Origin of the sequence: Rhizobium sp. BK098 (assembly GCF_014193155.1) — a bacterium.
Taxonomy (GTDB): Bacteria; Pseudomonadota; Alphaproteobacteria; order Rhizobiales; family Rhizobiaceae; genus Rhizobium.
In genome coordinates this window covers 62,729-84,115 of record NZ_JACHYY010000013.1, presented here as the reverse complement: position 1 = coordinate 84,115, position 21,387 = coordinate 62,729, and the positions used below count along the sequence as shown (strand labels likewise).

Sequence of the window (21,387 nt, the reverse complement as noted above, 5' to 3'; positions counted from 1 at the left end):
GGCCGCCGAGCATCGATCGGCGCGTCTCTAGAGCCAGAAGGCTCCGTTTTGTTCCCTGATGAAACTCTGTGGTTTCTTTTAAGTCAATTGTCTTGACTAATTTGTTCTTCAATATTCTATTGCTGTCAAGAGGCAAAAACAGATGAACGATATTCGCCCGATCAGGGCAACGAGCGGAACGAACCACGAGGGCACCAGCGCCCATAACCGGCGGGTGATCATTGATGCCCTGCGGCTCAATGGTGCGCTCTCCCGCGCCGACCTTGCACGCGCCACGCGCCTGACAAAGCAGACAGTCTCCAACATCATGGAGGAGCTGGAACACGACGGGCTCGTCACATCAAGGGAAACGGTGCGACGCGGGCGCGGCCAGCCCTCGACACCTTATGGTCTCGTGCCCGAGGGAGCTTTCGCCATCGGTCTGCAGATCGACCGCCATATCACCCGCGCGATCGCCGTCGACCTCGTCGGCAATGTTCTCATCCGCAAGGAAGCGAACCTACCGGCCGGTGGCCCGGCAACGGGCACGCCCGTCGTCCTGCAGTTGGTAGAGGATGTGCGCAGCGAACTGAAGCAAAGTGTCGCGCAGGCGGAGAAGCGGCTCGTCGGCCTCGGTGCGGCGATGCCGGGCCCGTTCGGCATCGAGCAGGACGATGCCGACAATCCCTGGATGATGGGCGCCTGGCAGCGTTTTCCGCTGCTGGAAACGCTGTCGGCCGGAACCGGCCTCAACGTCACCCTGCAAAACGACGCCGCCGCCTGCGCGACCGCCGAGCGCATGGTCGGGGCCGCGCATGGGCTCGATCACGCCGTCTGCCTCTATGTCGGCTACGGTATCGGTGCCGGGCTGATCCTCGGCGGCGAGCTCTATAGCGGCGCCCATGGCAATGCCGGCGAAATCGGCATGGCGCTGCTGACATCAGGCGGAAAACAGACCCAGCTGGAGCATCGCGCCTCGCTGGCTTCTCTGTATGATCACCTCGGCGTCGATCCGATGGCGCCGGATATCTATTCGGTGATAGACAAGCGCGCCGCTGCCGATGACCCGGATATTCTCGCCTGGATCGAAAGGGCGGCAGTTGACCTGCGCTGGAGCGTACAGCTCATCGAAACCATCTTCGACCCGCAAACGGTGATTCTTTGCGGCGGTGCGCCCGTAGCGCTCGCAACGCGGCTGATCGCGGCCATGCAGCCGCTATTGCCCTCCAATGCCGATCGCCCCGACCGGTTGCTACCCCGCCTGCAGCTCGGCATGACCGATCCCTGGGCCGTGGCGCGCGGTGCCGCTGCCGAGCCGATCGGCCACGCCTTCGATCCGCGTTTCCAGGCGATCTTGAAATCCTGATATTCAGGGGTGTCGCGGGCTGGCGCCGAGGCGCGCAAGCACCTTGTTCGGAATGCCATAGCGCTGGATGACATCGCGGCCGTTGCGCAGACCGCAGATCTCGCGATGGATGAACATTCCCCAGACGGCTTGCGCCGCGATATCCACCAGCCGCTCGTGCTCCACGCCCGCCTTGCCCTTGGCTTCGCCCTCTTGCAAGGCTGCAAGCGCCGCTTCCACCTTCATGCCATGATGGCCGAGCGTGCTGGCGCGTTCCGATAGCATCTCATACTCAAGAATGCCGAGGCCGGTTTCTTTGGTTTGAGATGGATTGAAGTTGCGTGGCGGGCGAACTGTCATATCGAGCTCCGCATGCTTGATGATCTCGCTTTCCACGATTCTATACAATTCCAGCCCATTCCCCAAGCGTGCGCATGGAGGCTGCGTCATCTTGCAGCTGAAGACAGGAACCGGGAAATGCCGGGATTTTCTTGCCGGCCGTCCGTTTTCGGGTGGTTGCGAACGCTCATTTAAGGTCCAATACGGACATCAGCGCTCCATCGGAGGCAATCTCGCCCGATGCCGCAAGCGCAATTCAAAGAAAGGATATCGGCATGACCAACGCTTCGAAAAATGCGGAAAAGCAGTATGTCTATCGGATCATGGACTCGCCTGTCGGTGCCTTGAAGCTCGTCGGCAGCGATGATGGACTTGCCGCGATCCTCTGGGACAATGATCGCCCGGGCCGCGTGCCGCTGCTTATTGTTGCTGAAGATGACGGCCATCCTGTATTGCTGGAAACCGAGCGGCAGCTCCGCGAATATTTTGCCGGCGAACGACAGGCTTTCGATCTGCCGCTCGATTTTGCCGGAACGGAGTTTCAGCAGAAAGTTTGGCAGGCGCTGCTCGCCATTCCCTTCGGCGAAACACGGAGCTACCGCCAGATTGCGACCGAGATCGGCTCGGCAAAGGCGATCCGTGCGGTCGGCGCCGCCAATGGCCGCAACCCGATCTCGATCATCGCGCCCTGCCATCGCGTAGTGGGGTCGGCAGGCGATCTCAGGGGATTTGCCGGCGGTCTCAAGCGCAAGGCCTATCTGCTGCGCCTCGAAGGAGCGGATACGAAGACATTCGATTTCGCTGCCTGATCTCTCATGCTTGGCACTGTAAACTCCTTCTCCCCTTGGGGAGAAGGTGGCCTGAAGGGTCGGATGAGGGGGTTAACTACGCTGATTTAATTGGTTTTCATGCTCTTGGCGAATCCCCCTCATCCGCCTGCCGGCACCTTCTCCCCCGAGGGGAGAAGGGGTAACAACGATCTCTTCCCATGTGAAAGCAGCCCATCCGGTTTCCCGGATGGGCTGCTTTCATTTCTCGAATTTAGACTCAGCAGCCGACCGTGAACCCCGCCAGCCAACAGGCCTATCTCAGCCTTCGAGCCACTTCACCTGTTCCGGCGTCAGCTTGATGTCGAGCGCCGAAAGGCTGTCCTCCAATTCGGCGACCGTGCGTGGGCCGATCAGCGGTATCACAGGGAAGGGTTGGGCGACGACATAGGCGAGCGCGATGTGGATCGGGCTGCGGCCAAGCTTCTGCGCCAGTTCGATCGCCCTGTCGCGGCGGCCGAAATTGCGGTCGGAATACCAGACGCGAACCAATTCCTCATCGTCTCGCTTGTCGCGGCCGGCGCGGTCGGTGAAGAAGCCCCGGCCCTGGCTCGACCAGGCGAAGTTCGGGATCTGCTTGGCATTCAGCCAGGCCTTCCACTCGTCGTCGGAGGCGGCAACGCATCCAGCCCAGATCGGATCGAGCATTTCCGCGAGCGAGAAGTTGTTGGAAAGGGCAGCCGGTGCCGCCTTGCCGTTCTTCTGAGCATAGGCAATCGCCTCGTCGAAACGGGCGCGCGTCCAGTTTGAGCCGCCGAAGATGCCGCGGATGCGGCCGGCCTTCACCTCGGCATCCATGGCATCCACGAACTCGCCGACCGGAACGTCGGTGTTGTCGCGGTGCATGAAGTAGATGTCGACATAGTCGGTCTTCAGGCGGTTAAGGGATTGGTCGAGCTGCTTGGCGATCACGTCCGGATAGCAGAGTGGCGAATGCGCGCCCTTGCCGATCAGCACGATCTCTTCGCGCGGCACGTTGCGGCTGGTGTGCCAGTCGCCGAAAATGCTCTCCGTCTTGCCGCCGCCATAGACATAGGCCGTGTCGAAGGCGTTGCCGCCGGCTTCATAGAAGGCGTCGAGCGTCAGCGAAGCGGCTGCGAAATTCGGGAAAAACTCGAAGCCGAGCGTGACGAGCGATGCCGGTTTCGAGATGCCCGGAATGCTGCGCTTCGGAATGCTGTTGCCCTTCGTGACGGTCGCGCCGGCGATGTTCTTCGTCCGTTTTGCCGCCTTCTCGACACCATATTCGAGGCCGATCGAAGCACGCCATTGGTCGAGCACCTTGAGGTTGCCGATCGAATCGGCCCAGCTGATGCCGGGATAGGCGAATTCCTTTTGTCCGGCGCGGATGGCATCGCCGGCCGCATCGACTTCGAAGGAATAGAGCCAGCGCTCCTCCTTGACCTCGATCGTCTGAGTTTCGCCGCCCTTGATGACCTCGATCTTACCGATCCCGCCCTTATGGCCGGAGGCGAACCAGAAGTCCTTGACTTCGATACGGCCGTCCGAGCCGATGATGCGCAGCGTGTTGTCCTGGTTCGCCATGATCGAGCAGGACACTTCGGCGATGACGTTACTGTGGAACTTCAGGACGGCGGAAGCCCATTCGTCGACGCCGGTCTGGCCGAGATGGCCGACGCCCGATACCTTTTCGGGATCGAGGAACGGCTTGCCGTCGACCGCGCCGGCGATCAGGCGGGCCATCGACACCGGATAGCCGCCGACGTCGAGAATGCCACCGCCAGCCATGTCATTGGCAAACAGCCGGTGTTCCGGATTGACCTTGCCCATATTGAAGCCGAAGGAGGTGCGGATGATGCGTAGATCGCCGATCACACCGCTCTTGACGAGCTCGATCAGCTTCGCCGTCTGCGGGTGGACGCGATACATGAAGGCTTCGCCGGCGAAGACACCGGCTTTCTTGGCCTCGTAATAGATGGCTTCCGCATCAAAGGCGGAAAGCGCGATCGGCTTTTCGACGAGCACATGCTTGCCGGCACGGATAGCCTTGATCGCCCATTCGGCATGGCCGGTATGCGGCGTGGCGATGTAGACGGCGTCGATCTCCTTGTCGGCGAGCAGAGCTTCATAGCCATTGACGATGCGCGCGCCCGGGAAACCGTCGCCCAGGCCCGGCTTGTCCGGATTGCGGCTGGCGATGGCCACCAGCTTGCCGCTGCGGGAATGAGCGATACCATCGGCAAAAGTCTGTGCGATCCTGCCGGGGCCGATGATGCCCCAGCGGATTGGTGTCTCAGTGGTCATGGAACGATCCTTTCCTAAATCTGCATGCTGTCTTGGGAGGATGGCTGGAGCGTGATGCCGAAAAGTGTATGCGGTTTTCGGACGACATCACGCTCTACTTCTTTGATTCTAGAGCGGATTCAGATTTTAGATCGACCCGACCTAAATTCATCCGGCTCTAGCGCCTATCGCAATCGGTTGCCGGCGCTGTCGAACAGGAATGTTTTGGCGGCCGATAGCGCCACGGTGAGCTTGTCGCGATTGCCCGTGTTGCGGGACTCCTCGCGCTCGATGACGATCTGCTCGCCGCCTTCGACATTGGCGTAGATGTAGCTGGTATTGCCGAGATGCTCCGCGACGTCGACGTCAACCGTCATGTCCACATCGCCGCGCCCAGCCTCGAGGAAGTGTTCCGGGCGGACGCCGAGCGTCACCGGCTGGCCGACCTCCACCTTGGCGGACGTGATCGGCAAGGCCAGACGGATATCGCGCTGGCCCTTGAGCACGACTGCGATGCGGCCCTGCTGACTATCCACGACCTCGGCCTGCAGGAAGTTCATTTTTGGCGAGCCGACGAATCCGGCTACGAACTGGTTTGCCGGATCGTCATAGAGATCGAGCGGGGCGCCGACCTGCTCGATGTTGCCGCCGCGCAGCACGACGATCTTGTCGGCGAGCGTCATCGCTTCCGTCTGGTCGTGCGTGACGTAGATCATCGTGGTGCCGAGCTTCTTGTGAAGGCGGGAGATTTCCACGCGCATCTGCACGCGCAGTTCGGCGTCGAGGTTCGAGAGCGGCTCATCGAACAGGAAGATCTGCGGTTCACGCACGATGGCGCGGCCGATGGCGACGCGCTGGCGCTGGCCGCCGGAGAGCTGTTTCGGTCGGCGCTGCATCAGCTCCGTAATCTGCAGGATCTCGGCCGCCTGCTTGACGCGACGGTCGGTGTCGGCCTTCGGATTGCCGTTCATCCTGAGGCCGAAATTGAGGTTCTGCTCGACGGTCAGGTGCGGGTAGAGTGCATAGGACTGGAAGACCATGGCGATGCCGCGATCGGCCGGTTCCACATCGTTGACGACGCGCCCGCCGATCTTGAGTTCGCCGCCGGAGATATCCTCCAGCCCGGCGATCATGCGCAGCAGCGTGGACTTGCCGCATCCGGACGGCCCGACGAAGACGACGAATTCGCCGTCCTTCACCTCGAGATTGGCGCCGTGGATGATTTCCAGCGAACCGTAGCGTTTGACGATATTGGTAAGAGACAGTTCAGCCATACGGGTCTCCCGGAATTATTTGATTGCGCCGGCGGCAATGCCGGCGATGAAGTGGCGTTGCAGGAGAACGAAGATGATGAGGATCGGCGCCGTCAGCATCACGGCACCGGCCATGATGCCGCCCCAGGAGACCCTGGTGAGGCCGATCAGCGTTCCGAGCGCCACGGGCGCGGTCATCATTCCCGGCCGGGAGTTGATGAGCAGCGGCCAGAGATAATTGTTCCAGGAAGCCAGGAACAGGATGATGGCGAGCGCTGCCATCGTCGGCCGCGCCAGCGGCAGGGCGATGCGCAGGAAGATCTGCCATTCCTTGACGCCCTCGACGCGGGCGGCGTCAAAGAGTTCGCCCGGCATCATCGAGAAGGCCTGACGCATGAAGAGGACGCCGAGCGAGTTGAAGAGCGGCGGCACGATCAGCGCTACCCACGTGTTCGCCAGCCCGAAATCGCGCGCCACCATGATGAATTGCGGGATGATGACGACGGAGTAGGGCAGCGTGATCGTGCCGAGGATGATGCCGATGACGCCCGAACGACCGGCGAACTGGTAGCGCGCCAGCGCCCATCCGGCCATCGACGTCAGCAGCACAGACAGGCAGGTATAGACGACGGCAACGACGATAGAGATCGTCATCGCGCCGACGAAGTTGGTGTCGGCCTGCAGGTTCCGGAAGTTGTCCATGAAACCAGTCGACGGTGTCAGGACGATGCCGGGGCTGAAAATGCCGTAATCGGGCATGGTCGAGAAGACGAACATCATCCAGATCGGGAACAGCCAGATGATGGCGAGCGGCGCCAGCAGGCCGTGCAAGGCGATCGAGCGGATCAGAGTGGATTTGGACTTTGATTTCATTTCGGTTCGCGCCCCACCCAGAGATTGAGAAGAGAGATGGCCACCGCAAGCGCCGCCATCGTATAGGCGATCGCTGAGGCGTAGCCGAAGTTGGTGGACTGGAAAGCCTGGCGATAGAGCAGCAGGCCGAGCGTTTCCGTCCCGCCGCCGGGGCCTCCTCTATTGGTGATCAGATATGGTTCGGTGAAGAGCTGCATGGTGCCGATGACGGACAGGACGACGCAGAAGAGGATGATCGGCTTCAGGAGTGGCAGGGTGATGTGGATGAACTGCTTGAAGCGGCTGACGCGGTCGAGGGTCGCGGCCTCGTAAACATCCTCCGGGATCGATTGCAGCCCGGAAAGGATGATAATGGCGTTGTAACCCGCCCAGCGCCAGGTGACGGCGATAACGATGAGTACCATTGCGGCATGCGAGTCGGCAAACCATGACACCGGCGCTATGCCCACGCCGCCGAGCAGCTTGTTGATGATGCCGAAGTCGACATTGAACATCAGGCGGAAGACGGCGGCATAGGCCACTTCTCCGACAACGACGGGCGCGAAGAAAGCAAAGCGAAAAATGCCACGCGCCTTCAACAACGGCGAATTCAGCAGCACCGCCATGACGGTGGCGAGCGTTATCATGACCGGCACCTGAACGATCAGGATGATCAGCGTGTTTTCAAGCGCATTGTAGAATGCCGGGTCGCCAAACAGCCGCCCCCAATTGAGCGACAGATTGAAGGTCCAGGGATTAACCCGTGTATTCTGGAACGATATCAGGAACGAATCGATGATCGGCCAGACCCAGAAAGCGGCGAATACCAGAAGATAGGGTGCAAGGAACGCATAGGCGCTCCGGTTTCGCAACCGCATGAAAGCCTTCTCCTTTAGCGCAGGAAAATGATGCGTGACATCACATCCCCGCCGCTCCTAGAGCGTGACGCCGAAAAGTGTAGGCGGTTTTCGGACGACGTCACGCGCTACTTCTTTGATTCTAGGGCGGCGGGGATGCCGGGCGCGGCTTGGGAGGCACGCCCGGTAGTGTCACTCATTTCGCGAGCGGCAGACCTGTCGCCGAAGCGATCTGCTGGGCTGCATCGTCGAGCGCGGCCTTGCCATTCGGATAGCCGCCAGCGAGATATTTCGTCTGGACAGCCTTTATGACCTCATCGGCATCACTGAAATACTGGGTGCCTGGGCTCGGGTTGATTTTCGGCAAGGTGGCGAGAATATCGGCCCAGACCTTTTGCCCGCCCCAATAGGGCTGCGGCTGATTGACGAAAGGATCTTGGACCGCTGTCAGCAGCGACGGCACGAGGCCGAAGGATTTCAGCATGGTCACCTGGCCCTCATTGGTGCCAAGTGTGTATTCGAGAAACTTCCAGGCGGCTTCCTTGTGCTTGGATCCGCTGGCGATTGCGAGCGACGAGCCGCCAAGATTGGCTGCGTGCGGGCCGTCGGCCGTCATGCTCGGCATCGGGTAGACGCCCCATTTGCCGGCAAGATCCGGTGAGGTGGAGCGGACAGTGCCTTCATACCAGCCGCCATAGAGCTGCGACGCCACCTTGCTTGCCGTGTTCGCCTGGATTTTCTCGTTCCAGTTCGCGGCGCTCATCAGGCCCGCGTCCTTGATTTCCTTTACCTTCTCCAATGCCTTGACGCAGCCGGGCTGGTTGACGGTGATGCTCTGGCTGTCACCTGAAAAATACCCACAGCCCTGTTCGTTGGCGAGCATGCGGAACCATTCGGTGTCGCCGTTGAGATCGGCCTGCGTCATGATCACGCCCGGATTGGCGGCGGAGATCTTCTTGCCGGCGGCAATGAAATCGTCCCAGGTCTTGATGGTTGCCGGATCGACGCCTGCTTTTTCATACATGTCGCGGCGATAGAACATGGTGACCGGACCGGAATCCCACGGCATCGCATAGGCGGCATCGCCGACCTCAAGCTCGGCGCGCTTGAATTCCGGGAACTGCTTCTTCAGCTCATCCTTGTAGCCGAGCTTCGTGAGATCGGTCAGGCAGTCTGGAAAGCGGTTCCAGAAGATCGAAGCTTTGTGGTTTTCGATCGACATGACGTCAGGCAGCCCATCGCCGCCGGCAGCGCAGGCAGCCAGCATCTTGTCGAAGACCCCTGGGTTGCCGATGTCTTGAACCTCGACCTTGATGTCAGGATTTTTCTTATTGAATCCCTCGACCGTCGACTTCAGCGCCGACGCGGCGATGTTCCAGCTCCATACGGTGATGGTGGTTTGCTCAGCAAAGGCAGAACCGGAAGCAAGCAGGGCAGCAAGTGCCGTCGCTCCAGCAAGTTTTAAACGCATTGAAAATCCTCCCTTTTCAATTGCCGTCCTCAGTAGAACACGCTTAAACTATCCGCCGGTACGCTTCTGTCTCCTAAAAAGGGAACATCGACTTGGCGAAAAGTAAGGTGGGTCAACGGGCAGTTTATCAGCCGGGTGCGAGCAGTGTCGAAGGGCTCCCAAACGTCCTGCAGATGTTTCATAACCAGCCGTTGCCGATGGCAAAGCCGCATTGGCACGCACAGGTGGAAGTCAATTACATTGTCCGCGGGACCGTGCACTACCGCATAGGCGATCACGAGCTTACTTTGCGAGCCGGTGAGATCTGTCTTTTCTGGGGTGGTCAGCCGCACCAGCTGGACGAACTGTCCGACGATTCGATCTATGCAGGCGCGCATCTGCCGCTCGTGCATTTTTTCCGCTTGCGGCTGCCGCTTGATATCTCCGGCCGTCTTATTCGTGGGCAGGCATTGATAAGCTCGGCGACCGACGCCGCCGATGACGAGAACTTCGCCCGATGGCACCGCTATGTCATGTCCGGCGACGGCGCCAAGGCGGAACATGCCGTCGCGGAACTCCTGCTGCGTTTGGAGCGCATCGCTTTCGAGCCCTATCGCATGGTTCCGGAAAAGACTGGAAATGCGGCCAATGACCAGGCTCATCCGCAATCTTCGCGCAGCCTGGCGCGCATGTGTGATTTCATCGCCGATAATTTTCTGCATGACATCGATACGGTTGACATCGCCAAGGCGGCACACTTGCATCCAAAATACGCGATGAATCTTTTCAAGAAATCCACCGGTATGACGCTGGCCAAATATGTGAACCTGCTGCGCCTTTCGCGGGCGCAGGCGATGCTGATGCGCGACGGCGCCAATGTTCTGCAGGTCGCCATGGATAGCGGCTTCGGTTCGATCAGCGCTTTCAACAAGTCCTTCCGCCATATTGCCGGGATGTCGCCCTCCGATTTCCGCCGTGATATGCGCGTGCTCTCAGCAGTGAAGGTAGAGGCCATCAAACCGTCGATGCCGCGGCCGCCGCAGCACTATCATCGCTAGAGAGGCTTGCCGTTGCGCATCATCTCGCGCATTGCTCCTGACCAAATCGAGGGAGGAAGATCTCATGCGACAGTTTTCGGCTTGTATCGAGTGGTTGTTTGCGCACGATGGCGATGCTTTTGCGGATCGTATCCGGCTGGCCCATGCCGTCGGGCTCGATGCGGTCGAGTTTTGGCACTGGACGAACAAGGATCTGGACGCAATTGCAGCTGCCGTCGCCGAAACCGGCATCGGGGTGTCCGGCATGGTGGCGGAGCCCATGATCGCGCTGACGAATCCGGCAAACAAAGAAATTTGGCTAAAGGGACTGCGGGAGTCCGTTGCTGTCGCCCAGCGCCTCGGCGCGCCAGTTCTGATCGCGCAGGCCGGCGATGAACTGGCAGAATTTTCCCGCGCCGGGCAGCGCGCGGCCATCGTCGCTACTCTTCGTGCCGGTGCTGACATTCTCGAAGGGTCCGGCGTCCGGCTCGGCCTTGAGCCGTTGAACACGAAGATAGACCATGCCGGCTACTACCTGTCTTCGACAGCGGAGGGCCTTGATATTGTCGACGAGGTCGGCCGCCCGGAAGTGGGTATCGTCTACGATCTCTATCATTCGGCCGTCATGGGCGAGGACACGCAGCAGGTGGTCGGCGATCGCATCGACCGCATCGTCCATCTCCATGTTGCCGATCATCCCGGCCGCAACGATCCCGGCACAGGCCATATCGATCTGGCGGAACGGCTGGATTGGCTGTACGCCCAAGGCTATCGCGGCAGGGTGGGCCTGGAATACAAGCCGACGACACAAGATCCGGCGGCCGTTCGGTCGGTCGTGAAATCGCTCGGCGGCTAGACTGGCTCCATCATGCCAAAGACGGCAACCAGCGCGATGACGATAATGCCGATCACGATCTCGGAGATACTTCCGAGCCGGAGGGCCAGCAGCGCCCGGCCCGGCTTGCGGCCGATCCAGGGAACGAAGACGTAGCGGTTGATAATGGCCAGCACCGTCATGATGGCAACCAGGGCGATCTTGATGGCAAGCAACTTCTGATACGGCGAAGACCAGTCCGTTGGCAGGCGTTTCAGGACCAGCAGCGTGCTGACGATGCCGGAGAGAATGACCAGTGCGACTGCAACGTGACCGGCATTGGAGAACCGGCGCAGCGCGAATTGCGCTTCCGCCCTATATTCCGGCTGGCCGAGAAGCTTGAGGATTGGGATCAGCGGCACCAGCGCCCCCAGCCAGCCGCCGCCGGCAAGCACGTGCAGGATATCATTGGCCCGGTGCACCTGCTGCAACCATCCCTCCAGCATCGAGGCATGCCCAGTCAATGACAGAGAGGCAAGGCCAATGCTGGCGCCCAGGGCCAGCCTGTGGCGGCGCCAGTTCTGTGGCGGCAGCAAGGCGCAAATCATCACGATGGCCGCCAGCATCTGCGCCTGCCAGGCGAACCCGACCGTTGTTTCGAAAACCACTTCATGGATCATGCCGGCATCGAGCGCATCGCTCCAGCCGCTGCCGATATTCGCCGTCGTCACCGGCAGTGCGGCCAGTGCCGTTAAAGCCGCAACCATGACAATCAGCACAAACGGTTTTGCAATCATGCGCCAAACGGTGTCGGCAAGTGCTCTTGGTACGAGGAGAGAGAGATAGGCGCATGCGCCCCATAGAAGCATCAGGGATGCATCATGCAGAAAGCGGCAGAGTTGGAGCGCTGTCGTCGTATCCATCAGGGCTTCACGATAAGTTTACAGTCGCCATGAATGGGACGTTCCAATTTGAGGCGGCAGCCTTCGTGCCGAGGCCCCCCACATCTGGGTTTCCAGGGTCGAGGGCGGAAGGTCTCGCGCCAGCGTGGGTAGCGCGATAAGATTGCGGATACGCACTGTCAACTTTCTCCATGCATAAAGGTGCCGTTCGGGACGCTTTGCCGCAAGGCGGGTTGGTGCTGCAGGTTCGGTCCTGCTGCCAGAACCGTCACCAGCGATAATTTCCGCCTTTCTGGCAAAGAATCGTCGCTTTTGAGTTCTTTTTGCAGACACAGTTGAGGCGTTCCGGGGTGTGCGCTCGAAAGGCAGTTTCATGGCGGCGTCCAGGATACGCGAAAAAATGACCAATGGCTTCGGCCATCGTCGACGCCGGGAATGGCTCGAACACCTCGACATGCCCACCTACGTCATCGGCGATGTCCACGGGCGTTACGATCTCCTGAGCGCGCTGGAGCGCAAGATCTTTGCCGACGCGGCGGGACTTCCCGGCCGAAAGCTCATCATCATGCTGGGGGATTTCATCGATCGCGGTCCTGCCTCGGCGCAGGTCGTCAGCCGCCTGATGGCGCCGCCGCCGAACGGTTTCGACCGCATCTGCCTGACCGGCAATCATGAGATGGAGATGCTTTCCTATGTCGACGGAGAGATATCGCTTGAGGATTGGGTGGCGCTCGGCGGGGATGCGACGCTCGCCTCCTATGGTGTGGATATCCCTCGTTTGCAGCGATTATATCCCAAGCGGAAGAAGCTCGATACGTTCATTCGAACCTGGCTGCCCGACGATCACGTCAATTTCCTACGTAGCCTGCCGATCTTGCTGGACACGCCCAAGGCGCTGTTCGTTCATGCCGGCATCGATCCGGATCGGTCGATTGCCGACCAGCAAGACGACGACCTGGTCTTCATCCGCTCGCGTTTCTACGACAGCGCGCAGCCGCTGCCGAAGCTGATCATCCACGGCCACACGCCAGTCCAACGGGCCGAAGTCAATGGTCTCAGGCTCAATCTCGATACCGGCGCCTTTTACACCGACCGGCTGAGCGCGGCCCGCCTGTGGCAGGGCCGCATTCATATCACCTCAACCTGATAGCCGGCTACAAATTGCCGATGCAGAGATATTTCATTTCGAGATAGTCATCGGCGCCATGGCGCGAGCCTTCACGGCCGAGGCCGGATTGCTTGATGCCGCCGAAGGGTGCCGTTTCCGACGACATCAGGCCGGTATTGATGCCGACCATGCCATATTCCAGCGCCTCGGCCACCCGCCAGACCTTCTTGAGATCGCCGGCGAAGAAATAGGCGGCAAGGCCGAATTCCGTATCGTTTGCCTGGGCGATGACATCCTCGACGGTGTCGAAGCGGAAGAGCGGCGCAACAGGACCGAACGTTTCTTCGCGTGCGACCTTCATGCTACGGTCGACGCCCGTCAGGATCGTCGGCGCAAAGAAGGTGCCGGCGCTTTCGATGCGCTTGCCGCCCGTCACGACGCGCGCGCCCTTCGAAACGGCATCCCGAACATGGTCTTCAGCCTTGGCGACACCCTGTTCGTCGATCAGCGGCCCAACAGTTACACCTGGCTTGAAGCCGTCACCAACAGAAAGCTCAGCCACCTTGGCGGCGAGCTTGGCGGCAAAGGCGTCATAGACATTGGATTGCACATAGATGCGGTTGGCGCAGACGCAGGTCTGCCCGGCATTGCGATATTTCGAAGCCATGGCGCCTTCGACGGCGGCATCGAGATCGGCGTCGTCGAAAACGATGAAGGGCGCATTGCCGCCGAGCTCGAGGCTGACCTTCTTGATCTGGTCGGCGCACTGGCGCATCAGGATGCGGCCGACTTCCGTCGAGCCGGTGAAGCTGATCTTGCGCACCTTCGCATTGCCGCAAAGTTCGCGGCCGATCGCCGGGCCATCGATGCCGACGATGATGTTGAGGACGCCTGGGGGAATGCCTGCCTCCTCGGCAAGCACGGCAAGCGCGATCGCCGTCAGCGGCGTCTGTTCGGCGGGCTTCGAGACCACGGTGCAGCCGACGGCCAGCGCCGGCGCGATCTTGCGGGCGATCATGGCCGCCGGGAAATTCCAGGGTGTGATCGTGCCGACGACGCCGACCGGCTGCTTGATGACGACCATGCGCTTGTCATTGGAGGGCGCGGGGATGGTTTCGCCGTAGATGCGCTTGGCCTCTTCCGCATACCATTCGACATAGGAAGCGGCGTAGAGAATCTCGCCTCTGGCCTCAGGAAGCGGCTTGCCCATTTCGGCGGTCAGGATCGCCGCCAGCTCGTCGGCGTTGGCAACCATCAGATCGAACCATTTGCGTAAGGTTGCGGCTCGTTCCTTGGCCGGACGGGCAGCCCAGGCGACCTGCGCGGCATAGGCAGCATCGATGGCAGTCGTTGTCTCGGCAGCCCCCATATCGGGCAGCGAGGCCAGCACTTCGCCGGTCGCGGGGTTGATGACATCGAATGTCTTCGTCGCGCCGCCGGCCGTCCATACGCCATTGATATAGCCGGAAGCGCGCAGGAGGCGCGAGGAGAAGGGAACGTGCTTGGTTATTGCGGTCGTAAAGGACATGGTCTGCACTCCGACAGGGTTTGCCCGGCAGTTCGCGCCGGCAAATAAAGGAAAATACGTTGGCGCGTCGGTTAATGGGAGGCGCTTGCCTCCAATAGCGATGCCTCGAGGATATCGAGCGCTTCGCTGAACACGCCATCCTGAATAGTGATCGGCGACAGGAAGCGGATGACGTTGCCATAGACGCCGCAGGTCAAAAGAATCAGCCCCTTGTCGAGCGCGATCAGCCGCACCTTGTTGGCGAAATCCGCGCTCGGCAGCTTCGTCGTCGTGTCGTTGAATTCAACCGCATTCATGAAGCCGGGGCCGCGGATATCGGCGATTTCGGGCACCTTGTCGCGCAGCGATTCCAGTCGCTGTTTCAGGCGCGAGCCGAGCTGATTGGCGCGATCGCACAGACCCTCGTCGGCAATGACGTCGAGCACGGCATGGGCTGCGGCGATGCCGAGCGGATTGCCGCCATAGGTGCCGCCGAGGCCGCCTGGAGCGGGTGCATCCATGATTTCGGCTCGGCCGGTGACGGCGGCGAGCGGGAAGCCGCCGGCAAGGCTCTTTGCCATGGTGACGAGATCGGCGGCCACCTCATGGTGGTCCATCGCAAACATTCTGCCGGTGCGCGCAAAGCCGGTCTGCACCTCGTCGGCGATCAGGAGAATGCCGTGCTGGTCGCAAATCTCGCGCAGTGCCTTCATGAAGGCCGCGGGCGCGGGATAGAAGCCGCCTTCGCCCTGCACGGGCTCGAGGATGATCGCGGCCACACGCTGTGGATCGACATCGGCGGCAAACAGCTTCTTCAGTGTCGCCAGCGACTGCTCGACACTGATGCCGTGCAGCGGCACCGGGAAGGGTGCATGGAAGACATCACCCGGCATCGGGCCGAAGCCGATCTTATAGGGGGCGACCTTGCCGGTCAGCGCCATGCCCATGAAAGTACGGCCGTGGAAGCCGCCGCCAAAGGCGATAATGGCGGAGCGGCCGGTGGCGGCGCGGGCGATCTTGACGGCATTTTCGACCGCTTCGGCACCAGTCGTCACGAAGATCGTCTTCTTGGCGAAATCGCCGGGAACGATCGCGTTCAGCCGCTCGGCCAGATGCACATAGCTCTCATAGGGTACGACCTGATGGCAGGTATGCGTAAAGCGGTCGAGCTGTTCCTTGACGGCGGCGATCACGCGGGGATGGCGATGGCCTGTATTCACCACCGCAATGCCGGAAGCAAAATCGATATAGCGATTGCCTTCCTTGTCCCAGATCTCCGCATTTTCGGCGCGGTCGGCATAGATCTGCGTCGTCATGCCGACGCCGCGGGAAATGGCGGCGTTCTTCCGCTCGGTCAAGGTCATTGCAGTGGCTCCCACAAGGTGTTTTCGAATTATCTTGCAGAATTTCTGCAAGTTATTTACAAAACTCCTACATTTTTCCTGTAGGATTTCAAGCGGGATTTTGTGAGGGAGACAAGAATGAGCCGAAGGCTGGCAGGAGGTTGCCGCTTTCCTTTAAGGCGCGCTAAGTCGTTTCATCCGTGCTAAACGGATCGAAAAACGATAATCAGGGAAATTGGCAAATGAGCAGCATCGAGCCGGAGCGCTACCCCGTGCGATACAAGGTGGCGGAAGCGGCGCGTCTTGCTGGCGTGTCGGCCTCCACGCTGCGGCTATGGGAAAGCCAGGGCCTTGTGGTTCCCTCCCGCTCCGAGACCGGACACCGCCAGTTTAGCGCCGAGGATGTGGCGCGACTGAAGCGTATTGCATGGTTCCGCGCCGAACGTGGCCTCAATCCTGCAGCGATTCGCGAAGCGCTTGAGACGGAGGAGGGGACTGCCGGATTGGAAAATGGCGAGCAACCGGCCTCCTCCGATATCGGCCGCAGGCTCCGGTCGCTGCGCCATGCCGCCGGCAAGACGCTGGACCAGGTCGCCGCCGACATGGGCATGACCTCCTCGACGCTGTCGACCCTGGAACGCACCTCGCAAGGCGTCAGCTTCAAGACCCTGCATGATCTGGCTGATTATTATGGCACGACGGTATCGCGCCTGTCCGGCGAGGAGCGGGAAGATGCTTCCGCGCTCGTCCGATCCGGCGAATGGCGTGCCTGGCCGGCAACGACGCCGGGCGTCACCGTTCAATTGCTCGCCGAAGGACGGACGATGATGGACTGCCATCGCTTCGTACTCGCACCTGGTGCGACGAGCGAGGGTGCCTATCGCCACGAGGGCGAGGAGTTCATCCATGTTCTCGCCGGTCGCCTGGAGCTGGTGCTCGACAGCGACCAGTTCTTCGATCTTCTGCCCGGCGATTCCCTTTATTTCGAAAGCCGCCGTTATCATTCCTGGCGCAACCGGCATGATGGTGAGACCATATTGCTCTGGATCAATACGCCGCCGACATTTTGAGCGGTGCCGGTATGGTTCTCATCCTCTCCGTTCTATAGAACGGACGAAAAGCGAATTCAGAACGACAGATCCTGGAGAATCTCATGGCCGCCACCATCCGTTATCACGAAGGCGATATTTCCACTGAGGATGCCGCCCGCTACACCGGCGCCATTGCCATCGACACCGAAACTCTCGGCCTCGTTCCACGTCGTGACCGACTTTGCCTCGTGCAACTTTCGCCCGGCGACGGCACGGCTGACATCATCCGCATTGCGGCTGGCCAGAAGCAGGCCCCCAATCTCGTCGCCATGCTGGCCGACCCGACGCATCAGAAGATCTTTCACTATGGTCGCTTCGACATCGCCGTGCTGTTTCACACCTTTGGCGTCACCACGACACCTGTCTTCTGTACCAAGATCGCCTCGCGCCTATGCCGTACCTATACCGACCGTCACGGCCTGAAGGACAATCTCAAGGAAATGCTCGAGGTAGATATCTCCAAGGCGCAGCAATCGTCCGACTGGGCGGCGGAAACGCTGTCCCCGGCGCAGCTCGAATATGCCGCCTCCGACGTGCTTTATCTGCATGCGCTGCGCGAGAAGCTGACGCAACGCCTGCTGCGCGATGGCCGCATGGACTATGCGGATGACTGTTTCGCCTTCCTGCCGACGCGCGCCAAGCTCGACCTCCTTGGCTGGGAAGAGGCGGATATCTTCGCGCATAGCTGATTGCTTCGCTTGCGGCGCGAAATCCAGGGGCCAGTGTCGCGGAAGTGGCATTGGCCCTTTTATTTAGGGATCTGTTAAGGATTCGACTGCTATTTTGCGGATGATCTCCAGTTCTGCGCGTTCGCGCCTCGTCAGTTCGGTCATCCGGCGCTAGGAAATCCACAGGCCGCATGAGCGGACCTCAATTGAACCTGCTTCCCGCTTCCATCGTCGTCTTGCCAGACAAAGGAGCATGTCATGTTGCTTCCCGTTGGTGCCGTGTCCGCTGTGGGTGTGTCCGTTGAGAAGCCGATTGTCGCGACGGCCGAGACCTCCGGGCTTCAGACGACGGCAACGCCACTCGCCGTTTTGTCGAGTACCGTCAATGCCAGCGTCGAGGGCAAGTTGAACATGCTACTGGTCGCGGCCCGCGAACGCATGCTCGACAGCCTGCTTTCCGCCATCGATGCCGCCAGCAAGGTGGTGAATGTTTCCCGTGAGCCGGGCGAGAGCAATACCGCCTATGCGCAACGTGTTGCCGCCGCAATCCGCAGTCTGACGCCGCCGCAACTCGCCGCCGCGCAGCAGCGAATGGATGCGCAGATGAGGACGCCGGTATCCTTGCCGCTTCTGGCAGCGGCATTGCAGGATCCGGAAAGCCCGCGAGCGGTGCAGCTGGCTCTCAGCCTGGAGCAGGCGTCGGTCACCGAGCCGGACGCCGTCCTGAAGGCGGTCGTCAATTCCTATGGGCAGAATGCCGGCAAAGTGGAAACGCCGGCTGCGCAGGGACCGACATCGGCTCCGCTGCAGAAGGTGGCCGATCTGGCCGCCCAGGCGACGGTACTTGCAGCTGCCGCAGAAGAACCGGCCTCCGCTATGCGGACCCCTGCGCCTGCGCCGGCCACACCACCGCCGGCTCAGCCTGTTGCACAGCCGGCACCTGCTGCACAGCCGACGCCACAATCGGGCATTCCCGTACAATCTCAATCCGCGCCGGCTGCTGCCCAGACGGCTCAAACACAGACGGTTGCGCAAAACGCTACCGTCGCCGCCCCGCAAGCCGCGCCTGCCGGCAGCGGTGCCGCTGCCCCTGCGGCCGTCATTGCCCAGCCTTCCGAGCTCGCTTCTCTTGTCGATGATTTGACCGCGAGCGTACTGCTGACGGCGATCGCCACCGAAGCCGAACTACCGACCGAAGTCGCGCTGATCCGGTCGCCGCTAGCGCCGCTGCCGGTGCCGCGCGATATCCAGCAGATAGAAGCCGACATCAAACAGGGCTTGCAGGTCGTCATTAGCGCGCCCGCGATGGCGACCAGTTCCGATCTTCTTCAGATCATCAACAATCCCTCCTCTTCCGTCGAGAAGATCATCGCCCAGGCACTGACCGGCAATGCTGCCGCGCAAGCCTCATCCGCGCAGCCGCCGGCCGTCAAAGAAGGCCTCAAGAGTCCGGTCGCGGCGGCGGCCATGCCGGTGTCACTGGCGGAAGGACCCGAAGCATCCGACGTTCTTGCCATCGCTTCCGGCAAGCCGATGTTGCAGACGTCGGCTGTAACGCCGATGGCGGTGTATGAGGCTGCGGAGCAGACGGCAATGCCGGCACCTCTGCCGCTCGGCGTTCCCTTCGTCGTGGCGAATTATCTGCCGGCAGACGCCCCCGCCAAGAACAGCGAATCGAAATTGCTCAATCGCGTCGATCCCGTCGGCGATGAGGAGGGCGGACAAGCTCAGGACGAGGAGAGCCGGCAAGGTCAGGATGAAGAGCATGCCGATGCGGAGGAAGCATCGACAAAGTCAGAGGGCGAGGCATCTGACGAAGCGGAAGCTGGCCCGGCCTCCGCGAGGGATGATAGCGTCAGGCCGGAGCTCGTTGCCTTGCCGCAGCCTCTGCGCGACCCTCTGCACGACCACGCCTTCGATTTCTACCGGCGCATGGTCGCCTGGGAATAGCCGGCTCGCAACAGACAGGCGGCACGGGCACCGCATGGTGGACAAAGGAAAACCCGCCGGATCGCTCCGGCGGGTCTTTTGTTTCCAGGCTTCTACCGAAGATTATTCGGCGTTGCGGTTCTTCAGAGCCGCACCCAGGATGTCGCCGAGCGAAGCGCCCGAGTCGGACGAACCGAACTGAGCAACGGCTTCCTTCTCTTCCGCGATTTCCAGAGCCTTGATGGACAGCATGATCTTGCGGTCCTTCTTGGAGAAGTTGGTGACGCGAGCGTCGACAATCTGACCAACCGAGAAACGCTCCGGGCGCTGCTCGTCACGGTCACGCGACAGATCGGCGCGGCGGATGAACGAGGTGATGTCTTCGTGGTTGACGAGCTTCACTTCGATGCCGCCGTCGTTGACTGCGATGACTTCGCAGGAAACGACTGCATTCTTGCGCAGGTCGCCGGAAGCTGCTGCTTCGCCGACTGCGTCCTTGCCGAGCTGCTTGATGCCGAGCGAGATGCGTTCCTTCTCGACGTCGACGTCGAGAACGACAGCCTTGACGACGTCACCCTTGTTGTACTCTTCGATGACCTGCTCGCCCGGACGGTTCCAGTCGAGGTCGGAGAGGTGAACCATGCCGTCCACATCGCCGTCGAGGCCGATGAACAGGCCGAATTCGGTCTTGTTCTTGACTTCGCCTTCGACTTCGGTGCCAGCCGGATGGTTGCGGGCGAATGCTGCCCACGGGTTTTCCAGCGTCTGCTTCAGGCCGAGAGAGATACGACGCTTGGTCGGATCGACTTCGAGAACGACGACTTCGACTTCCTGGCTCGTGGACAGGATCTTGCCGGGGTGAACGTTCTTCTTGGTCCAGGACATTTCCGAGATGTGGATGAGGCCTTCGATGCCCGGCTCCAGCTCAACGAACGCACCGTAGTCGGTGATGTTCGTGACGGTACCGGAGATCTTCTTGCCTTCCGGATACTTGGCCTGGATGCCATCCCACGGATCGCTCTCGAGCTGCTTCATGCCGAGCGAGATGCGGTGGGTTTCCTGGTTGATGCGGATGATCTGTACCTTGACCTGTTGGCCGATGGACAAAATTTCCGACGGATGGTTCACACGGCGCCATGCCATGTCGGTGACGTGCAGCAGGCCGTCGATGCCGCCGAGGTCAACGAACGCACCGTAATCGGTGATGTTCTTGACGACGCCGTCAACAACCTGGCCTTCTTCGAGGTTCTGAACGATTTCAGAACGCTGCTCGGCACGCGACTCTTCCAGAACCGTACGACGCGAAACGACGATGTTGCCGCGACGCTTGTCCATCTTGAGGATTTCGAAGGGCTGCGGGTTGTGCATCAGCGGGGTAACGTCACGGATCGGACGGATGTCGACCTGCGAACGCGGCAGGAAGGCGATAGCGCCATCCAGATCGACGGTGAAGCCGCCCTTGACCTGGTTGAAGATGACGCCTTCGACGCGCTCGCCAGCTTCGAACTTGACTTCGAGCTTGATCCAACTTTCTTCGCGGCGAGCCTTTTCGCGCGACAGAACGGCTTCGCCAAGCGCGTTTTCGATACGCTCGACGTAGACTTCGACTTCATCGCCAACCTTGAGCGTGCCGTCCTTGGCGCGTGCACCGAATTCCTTCAGCGCGATGCGGCCTTCGACCTTGAGGCCGACGTCTACAACGGCGACATCCTTTTCGATGGCGGTGATGATGCCCTTGGTGACATAGCCTTCAGCCAGATCGTTCTTGGCAAAGGATTCTTCGAGAAGGGCCGCGAAATCTTCGCGAGAGGGGGAAGTTACAGACATAAAATCTCCTGGCAT

Annotated in this window: 18 protein-coding genes; 8 read left to right on the top strand and 10 right to left on the bottom strand. The window is 60.7% G+C overall.

Features of this window, described 5'->3' with window-relative positions:
- The first annotated feature begins 142 nt into the window (after nt 1-142).
- Nucleotides 143-1,345 carry an ROK family transcriptional regulator gene (locus tag FHT73_RS25725; RefSeq protein ID WP_183715742.1) on the top strand — a complete coding sequence of 401 codons (1,203 nt, stop codon included), beginning with the start codon at nt 143-145 and terminating at the stop codon, nt 1,343-1,345.
- 3 nt (nt 1,346-1,348) lie between these two features.
- Here the strand turns inward: FHT73_RS25725 and FHT73_RS25720 are convergent, their stop codons facing one another.
- Entirely contained in the window at nt 1,349-1,684 is a 336-nt protein-coding gene (locus tag FHT73_RS25720) for a DUF6665 family protein (RefSeq protein ID WP_183715740.1), read from the bottom strand.
- Nucleotides 1,685-1,938: 254 nt separating this feature from the next.
- On the opposite strand from FHT73_RS25720, the gene FHT73_RS25715 reads away from it, so the two are divergent.
- The gene (locus tag FHT73_RS25715; RefSeq protein WP_183715738.1) at nt 1,939-2,472 is read left to right on the top strand and encodes a methylated-DNA--[protein]-cysteine S-methyltransferase; all 534 of its coding nucleotides are present in this window, start codon (nt 1,939-1,941) and stop codon (nt 2,470-2,472) included.
- A 279-nt stretch (nt 2,473-2,751) separates the two neighbouring features.
- Here the strand turns inward: FHT73_RS25715 and FHT73_RS25710 are convergent, their stop codons facing one another.
- From FHT73_RS25710 to FHT73_RS25690, 5 genes are all read right to left on the bottom strand, one after another.
- Entirely contained in the window at nt 2,752-4,755 is a 2,004-nt protein-coding gene (locus FHT73_RS25710; protein WP_183715736.1) for an aldo/keto reductase, read from the bottom strand.
- Between the two features lie 164 nt (nt 4,756-4,919).
- On the bottom strand, nt 4,920-6,008 hold the full coding sequence (ugpC, locus tag FHT73_RS25705) for a sn-glycerol-3-phosphate ABC transporter ATP-binding protein UgpC (protein ID WP_183715734.1): 1,089 nt from the start codon (nt 6,006-6,008) through the stop codon (nt 4,920-4,922).
- Between the two features lie 15 nt (nt 6,009-6,023).
- The gene (locus FHT73_RS25700; protein WP_015338242.1) at nt 6,024-6,860 is read right to left on the bottom strand and encodes a carbohydrate ABC transporter permease; all 837 of its coding nucleotides are present in this window, start codon (nt 6,858-6,860) and stop codon (nt 6,024-6,026) included.
- Nucleotides 6,857-7,717 (bottom strand): sugar ABC transporter permease, encoded by an 861-nt coding sequence (locus FHT73_RS25695; RefSeq protein WP_112338865.1) that lies wholly within the window; start codon nt 7,715-7,717, stop codon nt 6,857-6,859. Before FHT73_RS25695 ends, FHT73_RS25700 begins: the two co-directional genes overlap by 4 nt.
- 175 nt (nt 7,718-7,892) lie before the next feature.
- Nucleotides 7,893-9,167 (bottom strand): sugar ABC transporter substrate-binding protein, encoded by a 1,275-nt coding sequence (locus FHT73_RS25690; protein ID WP_112338866.1) that lies wholly within the window; start codon nt 9,165-9,167, stop codon nt 7,893-7,895.
- An 86-nt stretch (nt 9,168-9,253) separates the two neighbouring features.
- On the opposite strand from FHT73_RS25690, the gene FHT73_RS25685 reads away from it, so the two are divergent.
- Both FHT73_RS25685 and FHT73_RS25680 read left to right on the top strand, forming a co-directional pair.
- The gene (locus FHT73_RS25685; protein WP_348648163.1) at nt 9,254-10,204 is read left to right on the top strand and encodes a helix-turn-helix domain-containing protein; all 951 of its coding nucleotides are present in this window, start codon (nt 9,254-9,256) and stop codon (nt 10,202-10,204) included.
- Between the two features lie 64 nt (nt 10,205-10,268).
- Complete coding sequence (locus FHT73_RS25680) at nt 10,269-11,039, top strand: TIM barrel protein (protein WP_183715732.1); 771 nt, start codon at nt 10,269-10,271, stop codon at nt 11,037-11,039.
- Here FHT73_RS25680 and copD read toward each other — a convergent pair.
- Nucleotides 11,036-11,920, bottom strand: a complete 885-nt coding sequence (copD, locus tag FHT73_RS25675; RefSeq protein WP_183715730.1) for a copper homeostasis membrane protein CopD — start codon at nt 11,918-11,920, stop codon at nt 11,036-11,038. The genes FHT73_RS25680 and copD overlap by 4 nt on opposite strands.
- A gap of 379 nt (nt 11,921-12,299) precedes the next feature.
- Between copD and FHT73_RS25670 the strand changes: the two genes are divergently transcribed.
- Nucleotides 12,300-13,046: a metallophosphoesterase family protein gene (locus FHT73_RS25670; protein ID WP_183715728.1), complete on the top strand. Its 747-nt coding sequence runs from the start codon at nt 12,300-12,302 to the stop codon at nt 13,044-13,046.
- Between the two features lie 7 nt (nt 13,047-13,053).
- Here the strand turns inward: FHT73_RS25670 and FHT73_RS25665 are convergent, their stop codons facing one another.
- Nucleotides 13,054-14,535, bottom strand: coding sequence for an NAD-dependent succinate-semialdehyde dehydrogenase (locus FHT73_RS25665; protein WP_183715726.1), 1,482 nt, complete (start codon nt 14,533-14,535; stop codon nt 13,054-13,056).
- A 71-nt stretch (nt 14,536-14,606) separates the two neighbouring features.
- Nucleotides 14,607-15,878, bottom strand: coding sequence for a 4-aminobutyrate--2-oxoglutarate transaminase (locus FHT73_RS25660; protein WP_183715724.1), 1,272 nt, complete (start codon nt 15,876-15,878; stop codon nt 14,607-14,609).
- Between the two features lie 221 nt (nt 15,879-16,099).
- On the opposite strand from FHT73_RS25660, the gene FHT73_RS25655 reads away from it, so the two are divergent.
- From FHT73_RS25655 to FHT73_RS25645, 3 genes are all read left to right on the top strand, one after another.
- The gene (locus FHT73_RS25655) at nt 16,100-16,927 is read left to right on the top strand and encodes a MerR family transcriptional regulator (protein WP_183715722.1); all 828 of its coding nucleotides are present in this window, start codon (nt 16,100-16,102) and stop codon (nt 16,925-16,927) included.
- An 83-nt stretch (nt 16,928-17,010) separates the two neighbouring features.
- Nucleotides 17,011-17,637: a ribonuclease D gene (locus FHT73_RS25650; RefSeq protein ID WP_112398639.1), complete on the top strand. Its 627-nt coding sequence runs from the start codon at nt 17,011-17,013 to the stop codon at nt 17,635-17,637.
- Between the two features lie 237 nt (nt 17,638-17,874).
- Complete coding sequence (locus FHT73_RS25645) at nt 17,875-19,566, top strand: hypothetical protein (RefSeq protein ID WP_183715720.1); 1,692 nt, start codon at nt 17,875-17,877, stop codon at nt 19,564-19,566.
- Nucleotides 19,567-19,668: 102 nt separating this feature from the next.
- Here the strand turns inward: FHT73_RS25645 and rpsA are convergent, their stop codons facing one another.
- Complete coding sequence (rpsA, locus tag FHT73_RS25640) at nt 19,669-21,372, bottom strand: 30S ribosomal protein S1 (protein WP_112338876.1); 1,704 nt, start codon at nt 21,370-21,372, stop codon at nt 19,669-19,671.
- Nucleotides 21,373-21,387: the final 15 nt, after the last annotated feature.